This window comes from Arthrobacter sp. SPT-J7, from assembly GCF_059089965.1.
In genome coordinates this window covers 1-1091 of the sequence record NZ_JBNHFF010000470.1, presented here as the reverse complement: position 1 = coordinate 1091, position 1091 = coordinate 1, and the positions used below count along the sequence as shown (strand labels likewise).

1 pseudogene is annotated in these 1091 nt (G+C 64.1%); it reads right to left on the bottom strand.

Going from position 1 to position 1091, the window contains the following annotated elements:
- Nucleotides 1-1091 (bottom strand): annotated as a pseudogene (locus tag AC5RWX_RS33660) (DNA-directed RNA polymerase subunit beta); the annotation flags it as partial.

Below are 1091 nucleotides of genomic sequence, written 5' to 3'. Positions count from 1 at the left end.
ACCCAGCGGCTGCTGCGTGATCATGGAGTACGGGCCGGTGGAGCGTGCGTGGATCTTGTCGTCCACCAGGTGGTGGAGCTTCAGGATGTACATGTAGCCGACCGAGATCGGATCCGGGAACGGCTCGCCGGAGCGGCCGTCGAACAGACGGGTCTTGCCGGAGGAGTCGATCAGGCGTTCGCCGTCACGGGTCACGTTGGTGGAGTCCAGCAGGCCCGTGATTTCCTCTTCGCGGGCGCCATCGAACACCGGCGTTGCAACAGTGGTCTGGCCACTCTCGCGCGGGAGGTTCGGCAGCTGCTTGACCCACTCGGGCTCGCCTTCGATCTTCCAACCGGTCTTGGCAACCCAGCCGAGGTGCGTTTCAAGCACCTGGCCCACGTTCATACGGCCCGGGACACCCAGCGGGTTCAGGACGATATCAACGGGGGTGCCGTCGGCAAGGAAGGGCATGTCCTCGATCGGGAGGATCTTGGAGATAACACCCTTGTTGCCGTGGCGGCCGGCGAGCTTGTCGCCGTCGGTGATCTTACGCTTGGCAGCCACGTAGACGCGGACCAGCTGGTTCACGCCCGGGGGCAGCTCGTCGTCGTTGTCGCGGTCAAAGACACGCACGCCGATGACGGTGCCGGACTCGCCGTGGGGCACCTTCAGGGAGGTGTCGCGGACTTCGCGGGACTTCTCACCGAAGATGGCGCGCAGCAGGCGCTCTTCCGGGGTCAGCTCGGTTTCACCCTTCGGGGTGACCTTTCCAACCAGGATGTCCCCTGCTTCAACCTCGGCACCGATGTGGATGATGCCGCGCTCGTCCAGGCCTGCCAGTACTTCCTCGGACACGTTGGGGATGTCACGGGTGATTTCCTCGGCACCAAGCTTGGTGTCGCGGGCATCGATCTCGTGCTCCTCGATGTGGATGGAGGAAAGAACGTCCTCGGCAACAATGCGCTGCGAGAGGATGATGGCGTCCTCGAAGTTGTGGCCTTCCCATGACATGAATGCCACGAGCAGGTTCTTGCCGAGGGCGAGCTCGCCCTGGTCCGTTGCCGGGCCGTCGGCGATGATGCCGCCAACTTCCAGGCGCTGGCCTTCGT